The sequence below is a fragment of the Peptostreptococcus anaerobius VPI 4330 = DSM 2949 genome, assembly GCF_000381525.1.
Classification (GTDB): Bacteria; Bacillota; Clostridia; order Peptostreptococcales; family Peptostreptococcaceae; genus Peptostreptococcus; species Peptostreptococcus anaerobius.
The window spans coordinates 1-7,287 of the sequence record NZ_KB906657.1; the positions used below are offsets into that span (position 1 = coordinate 1).

Annotated in this window: 5 protein-coding genes; 4 read left to right on the plus strand and 1 reads right to left on the minus strand. The window is 38.1% G+C overall.

The genetic code is table 11. The annotated features are described in order from the left end of the window. Positions 1 to 587 precede the first annotated feature (587 nt). The 4 genes from pyrF (at position 588) to udk (ending at position 6,599) form a co-directional block, all read left to right on the plus strand. Positions 588 to 1,313 (plus strand): orotidine-5'-phosphate decarboxylase, encoded by a 726-nt coding sequence (gene pyrF, locus F823_RS0110020; RefSeq protein ID WP_002844218.1) that lies wholly within the window; start codon positions 588 to 590, stop codon positions 1,311 to 1,313. 126 nt (positions 1,314 to 1,439) lie between these two features. After that, complete coding sequence (gene carA, locus F823_RS0110025) at positions 1,440 to 2,489, plus strand: glutamine-hydrolyzing carbamoyl-phosphate synthase small subunit (RefSeq protein WP_002845470.1); 1,050 nt, start codon at positions 1,440 to 1,442, stop codon at positions 2,487 to 2,489. Positions 2,490 to 2,501: 12 nt separating this feature from the next. Beyond that, on the plus strand, positions 2,502 to 5,717 hold the full coding sequence (gene carB, locus F823_RS0110030; RefSeq protein WP_002844223.1) for a carbamoyl-phosphate synthase large subunit: 3,216 nt from the start codon (positions 2,502 to 2,504) through the stop codon (positions 5,715 to 5,717). A 258-nt stretch (positions 5,718 to 5,975) separates the two neighbouring features. After that, the gene (gene udk / locus F823_RS0110035) at positions 5,976 to 6,599 is read left to right on the plus strand and encodes a uridine kinase (RefSeq protein WP_002844186.1); all 624 of its coding nucleotides are present in this window, start codon (positions 5,976 to 5,978) and stop codon (positions 6,597 to 6,599) included. A 401-nt stretch (positions 6,600 to 7,000) separates the two neighbouring features. Here udk and F823_RS0110040 read toward each other — a convergent pair. Beyond that, positions 7,001 to 7,287: IS3 family transposase (locus F823_RS0110040; protein WP_019595748.1), on the minus strand; the 287-nt coding region annotated here is incomplete at its 5' end.

The window sequence follows — 7,287 nt, forward strand, 5'->3', positions numbered from 1 at the left end:
GATTTTATATAATCGAAAAGTATTTACTAGCGAAAAAGATCTGATAAATCAGGTGGCAAAGCATGAAAGAAGATATAATAGTACGGCAAAAACAAGTTTAAAATTTAAAAGCCCAAACGAAGTTGTAGAAGAGTATTTCAAAAATACAGCCTGCTATTGTGAAAATTAAAATGAACTAAGTCAAGGTACGCAAAGCTTTACTCCTTGACTTATCCATTTATAATTTTCGATAAAATAGCAAGTATTTTGAAAAACTTTCTCGTAAGTGTAACATATGTATTGACAACTAAGATAAATAATATCAAATAGGTCAAAAATTTCTTGAAATGAATATGAATATGTGATATTATAATCCATAAGGTGTAGGAAAGGTCGTGCAGAGATGCGATTACACTAAAAAATTGATTAAGTCTTTTAAGCTGGTCCAGAGAGACTGGTAAGGATAAGACCTGATGGGTCTAATAACAGTAGGATTGTAGCCATACAGTCCGACATATAGAGTTTATATTATCCTTATACCATGCTATCTCAGCCTGGTATGAGGATTTTTTTGTATCTAAAAGCCTTAATCGGACAGGAGTATATAAATGTTAAAGGGTAAAGACAAGTTGATGGTAGCGATTGATACTGACAACTATGAAAAGGCAGTAGAACTTATAGACAAGTTAGAAGACAGTGTTGAGATATTCAAGTTGGGACTTGAAAACTATATAGCATCTAGGGGTAAGACTCTAGATTATTTAAAGTCAAAGGGAAAAAGAGTATTTTTGGACCTTAAGTTCCACGACATACCAAATACAATGATGTCGGCTGTTAAGGCCTGCATAAAGGACGGGGTATGGATGATGACTATACACGTTTCAGACTATGAAGGTATGAAAAAATGTGCTGACATAGCTAAGGAAGAGGCCCAGAGATTGGGAATAGAAAAGCCACTTATAGTAGGTGTGACAGTATTGACTTCTCTAAGCGATGAAGATTTGGAGAGCATAGGTTGTAACCTATCTACTAGGCAAGCAGCTATTAAGAGGGCAAAACTTGCCAAAGAGGCTGGACTTGACGGAGTTGTTTGTTCAGCTAGGGAGGTTGCAGATATAGTAGAGGCCTGTGGTCCTGATTTTGTCACAGTTTGTCCAGGTATAAGACCAGCTACAGCTGAAGTAGGAGACCAAAAAAGAGTTGTTACTCCGGCTCAGGCGATAGAAAATGGAGCAAAGTTGTTGGTTGTTGGAAGACCTATAACAAGGGCAGAGGATCCAGCAAAGGCAGCGGATATGATAGTAGAAGAGATAGCAAGGACTACAGAAGTTTAGTCAAGACTAAGATAGATGATGATATTTTAAATAAATTTCTGCATTAATTCGACCATACAAGAAAGACTTGCTAATAAATAGAAAAGCAGTAGTTAAAATCGTGGTCTCATTGAAAGGAGCTCAATCGTGAAGGGAAGATTAATTTTAGAGGACGGAACAATATTTGAAGGCAAGGCCTTTGGTTATACTGAGGATAGCGTAGGTGAGGTAGTATTTAACACATCTATGACAGGCTATCAGGAAATACTTACAGACCCATCATACTATGGACAGATAGTTACAATTACATACCCACTTGTTGGTAACTACGGTATCAACTTGGAGGACTTAGAATCATCTAATGTCCATGTAAGTGGATTTATAGTTAGGGAGAAATCAGATATGCCATCAAACTTCAGGTGTGAGATGGACATAGACACATACTTAAAGCAGTCGAAGGTAATAGGACTTGAAGGTATAGATACACGAGCCCTTACAAAGATTCTTAGAAACAAGGGTACAATGAAGGGAATAATAACTACAGAACACACTAAGTTATCAGATATAAAGAATAAGTTAGATGAATATGACATCAGCCAAGCAGTTAGGATAGTATCTAGAAAAGCAGTAGAGCACCATGAAGGTAGCGGCAAGAAAGTTGCTATCATGGACTTCGGTGTAAAGGAAAATATCATCAGAAATTTCAAGAAGAGAGACTGTGATATCAAGGTATTCCCAGCTACTACAAAGGCAGATGAGGTACTTGCAGCAGATCCAGACCTGATATTCTTATCAAACGGACCTGGAGATCCAGCAGACCTAGAAGATATAGTTGAAAATGTAAGACAGATGATAGGTAAGAAACCTATATGTGGTATTTGCCTAGGTCATCAGATACTGGCTATAGCCCTAGGAGGAAAGACTGGAAAGCTAAAGTTTGGTCATAGAGGTGGAAACCACCCAGTAAAGGATTTTGAAGAAGACAAGATATTTATAACTTCTCAGAACCACGGTTACTATGTTACAGAGATGCCAAATGATATGGAGATAACACAGGTAAATCTTAACGACGACACAGTAGAAGGTATGAGACACAAGACTATGCCAATATATTGTGTGCAGTACCATCCAGAGGCTTGCCCAGGACCATTTGACAGCGAGTACGTATTTGATAAGTTTTTAGAAATAGCAGAGTAAAGGAGACCAATTATGCCTAAGATAGATACAATAAAGAAAACATTAGTTTTGGGTTCAGGCCCAATTATTATAGGACAGGCTGCAGAATTTGACTATTCTGGAACACAGGCCTGCCAAGCCTTAAAAGAAGAAGGCATAGAGGTAGTACTTATAAATTCAAATCCTGCAACAATCATGACAGATCAGGAAATAGCAGACCATATATATATAGAGCCACTAACACTAGACTTTATTGAAAAGACAATAGAAAAAGAAAGACCGGACTCAATACTGGCAGGTATGGGTGGTCAGACAGGTCTAAACCTAGCTATAGAGTTACATGAGGCAGGTATATTAGACAAGTACAATGTCAAGATAATAGGAACATCAGTTGAGTCAATCAAAAAGGGTGAAGACAGAGACCTATTTAGAGAAGTGATGAAGGAAATAGGAGAGCCAGTAATAGAGAGTGATATAGTTACAACTCTTGATGCTGGACTTGAATACGCCCTAAAGATAGGCTATCCAGTGGTTGTAAGACCAGCCTACACACTAGGTGGAACTGGCGGTGGTATAGCCGAAAATGAAATAGAGCTAAGAGAAATCCTAACTCACGGACTAGAGCTGAGCCCAGTTAGCCAGTGCCTACTTGAAAAATCAATCAAGGGTTGGAAGGAAATAGAATATGAAGTAATGAGAGACTCTAAGGGTAACTGTATAACAGTTTGTAACATGGAAAATATAGACCCAGTAGGAGTTCATACAGGAGACTCAATAGTTGTTGCTCCTAGCCAGACCCTATCAAACTTAGAATACCAGATGCTTAGAAGTGCATCTCTAAAGATAATAGATGCAATAGGAGTTGAGGGTGGATGTAATGTTCAGATGGCCCTAAACCCAGAGAGCCTTGAATATGCAATAATAGAGATAAATCCAAGAGTTTCTAGGTCATCAGCCCTAGCATCAAAGGCTACAGGATATCCAATAGCCAAGGTTGCAGCCAAGATAGCCCTAGGATACAGCCTAGATGAAATCCAGAACGCTGTTACAAAGAAGACTTGTGCCTGCTTTGAACCAGCCCTAGACTATGTAGTAGTCAAGATTCCTAAGTGGCCATTTGACAAGTTCAAGCACGCCAACAGAAAGCTTGGAACAAAGATGATGGCAACTGGTGAAATCATGAGTATAGGCTCAAACTTCGAGTCAGCCTTCTTAAAGGGTATCAGGTCTCTTGAGACAGGCAAGTTCTCACTAGTCCACAAGGCATCAGAAGGAAAGACTCTATCCCAGTTAAAGGCTAGTATAGTAGTGCCAGATGATGAGAGAATATTTGACCTAGCTGAGATGATAAGAAGAGGCTACAAGCTAGACATGATATCTACAATAACTGGTGTTGATGCTTGGTTCTTAAACAAGTTCAAGTGGATTGTAGACCAGGAAGAAAAGCTAAAGGTGATGAATATAGAAGACCTTTCAAAGGAATACCTACTAGAGCTAAAGAAGAAGGGATTCTCAGACAAGGGTATGAGTGAGCTTATGAAGATAGATACAGAAGACCTAGTAGAGCTTAGAAAGCTATACAAGATCAGACCTTCATACAAGATGGTTGACACTTGTGCAGGTGAATTCGATGCAGTATCTCCATACTACTACTCAACATATGAAGAATACGATGAAGTTGAAATAAGCAACAAGAAGAAGGTAATAGTTCTAGGTTCAGGTCCTATAAGAATAGGTCAGGGTATAGAGTTTGACTACTGCTCAGTTCATGCAGTAATGGCCCTAAGAAGACTAGGAATAGAGACTATAATCATAAACAACAACCCAGAAACAGTAAGTACAGACTTTGATACTTCAGACAAGCTATACTTTGAGCCACTTACAGAAGAAGATGTATACCACATCATAGAAAAGGAAAAGCCAGAGGGTGTAATCCTACAGTTCGGTGGCCAGACAGCTATCAAGCTAGCCAAGTTCCTAAGTGAAAAGGGTGTAAAGATACTTGGAACAGACTTCAAGGATATAGATGCAGCAGAAGACAGGGAAAAATTTGAGGAATTACTAGAGAAATTAAATATCAATAGACCTAAGGGTAAGGGTGTTTGGTCAGTAGCAGAGGGTGTAGAAGTAGCTACTAAACTTGGCTACCCAGTCCTAGTTAGACCTTCATATGTACTTGGTGGTCAGGGTATGGAGATAACATATGACGAGACTAGACTAGTCCAGTACCTGGAAGATGCATTTGAAAGAGATGCCATCAACCCAGTACTGATAGACAAGTACCTGACAGGTAGGGAAATAGAAGTAGACGCTATATGCGACGGTAAGGACATACTTATACCAGGTATCATGGAACACCTTGAAAGAGCAGGAGTTCACTCTGGAGACTCTATAACAATGTATCCAAGCCAGAGAATATCTGACAATATCAAGGAAAAGATATACGATTATACAAAGAAGATGGCCCTTAACCTAAATGTTGTAGGTATGGTAAATATCCAGTTTATAGAATACAAGGGCGACCTATACATCATAGAGGTAAACCCAAGAGCCAGCCGTACAGTACCATATATTTCAAAGGTTAGTGGTGTGCCAATAGTAGACCTTGCGACTAAGTGTATGCTAGGAGAAAAGCTAGAAGACCTAGGGTATGGAACTGGAGTGTACAAGACACCAAAGCATATATGCGTAAAGGTACCAGTATTCTCAATGTCTAAGCTATCTAGGGTTGAGGTCAGCCTAGGACCAGAAATGAAGTCTACAGGTGAAGTACTAGGTATAGGTGAAACTCTAGAAGAAGCCCTATACAAGGGATTCTTGGCATCAGGTCAGAGAATATCCGATGAAAATAAGAAGGTACTTGCTACTGTAAACAACAATGACAAGGAAGAATTTATAGAGCTTGCCAAGGATATGTACGAGATAGGATATACATTTATAGCAACTCAGGGAACAGCAGATGCCCTAAGAGCAGCAGGAGTTGAGTGTGACACTGTAAACAGGGTTGAAGAACCTAGACCAAATATCCTAGATGTAATCAGAAACAAGCAGGTGGATATAGTGATAAATACTCCAACAAAGGGTAATGACTCTACAAGAGACGGTTTTAAGATGAGAAGAACTGCTATAGAGTTCCAGACAGAGATTATGACATCTCTAGATACCCTAAAGGCTATGGTTGCAGTAAATAGAAGACATATAGACTCAGAGGCTAAGAAAGTTTATAGCTTAAGAGAGATAAATAATTAAATAAGTAATTGATTAAGTGAGCAATTAGAGAAAAGTCCTTCCTTAGTAATGAAAGTTACCTGTGGAAGGACTTTTTATAATGCATAATGATATAAACACAAGAAAAAATATATTAAAAAAATATTCCAAAATTGCAATATCAATTTGTACACTTTCTTGTATCTTTTATAAGAATTTCTGTGCTATAATATCAATTAGCCAATATATGGAAACTACTATTTTTAAAAAATAGATATTTTTGCTATGAGAGGAGAATTTATGAAACCAGTTATTATAGGAATTGCAGGTGGGACAGGAAGTGGTAAGTCTACCATTGCAAACAAGCTGATAGAAACATTTAAAGAAAACGAGATAAGTATACTACGTCACGACAACTACTACAGGGGACAGGCTCATCTTCCACCAAGTGAGAGGGAAAATGTAAACTATGACCACCCAGATGCCTTTGAATCTGACCTACTATGTAGACATCTTGAAGACCTAAAAGAGGGTAGGACGATAGAGATGCCTGTGTATGATTTTACTACTCACACAAGGTCTGACCAGGTCGTAGAAGTCCATCCTGCTCCGGTTATAATCATAGAGGGAATCTTGATATTTTCAGAGCCTGACCTGTGTGATCAAATGGACATAAAGGTCTTTGTAGATACAGATGCAGATGTAAGGATACTTAGGAGGATGACTAGGGATGTAAGCGAGCGTGGTAGAAGCCTGGAGAGCGTAATAAACCAGTACCTAGGAACTGTAAAGCCTATGCACGAGCAGTTTGTTGAGCCTAGTAAGAGAAAGGCGGATATAATAATACCAGAGGGTGGAGAGAACAAGGTTGCCCTTGAGATGCTAGTCCACAAGATAAGCCACGAGCTGAGTACAAACAAATAAAAAAGACCTAAATAAAAAATATAATATATTAAAAAAAAGAGAACCGGGATTTCCCAGGTTCTCTTTTTTAAAAAGGCTTAGTTTCTATTTTACGTAAAGTAGCTTAATATATTATATATTCTACCCAGCTTTACTAGCTATAAACGCAAATGAGTCAATAAAATTGTCAACTAATGTGTATAGATAGTCTCAGTTGCCTCCATAGGCTTTGATTATAAATTATACCACTACGATATTATGGGGAGTAAGGCTTATGCCAAGATGCTTGCTGCCTGTGGTATTATATCTACTTGTGATAGGGACAAGATCTTGGAGGGGCTAGAAAAAATTCACAAGTAAATAGAAAAAGTAAAGAAGCAGGCGAAAATGATGTGTACCCATAAAACTGGACACATTAATATTTAGTTTACATTCATGGATGCTAACCTATACAAAGTAGGTGGCATCCATTTTGTTTTCTTCTGAATCCTTTCGTTGTTGTAGTAGTATATATATTCATCTATTGCTTTTGAAAACTCTTTAAATGTCTTAAAATCTCTCTCATATCCATAATACATCTCTGTTTTTAGTCTGCCAAAGAATGTTTCCATAATACAGTTATCGTAGCAGTTTCCTTTTTTTGACATTGACTGCGTTATTTGATGCTTTTCTAGTTCTTTAATGTAGTAGCTGTTTTGATATTGCCATC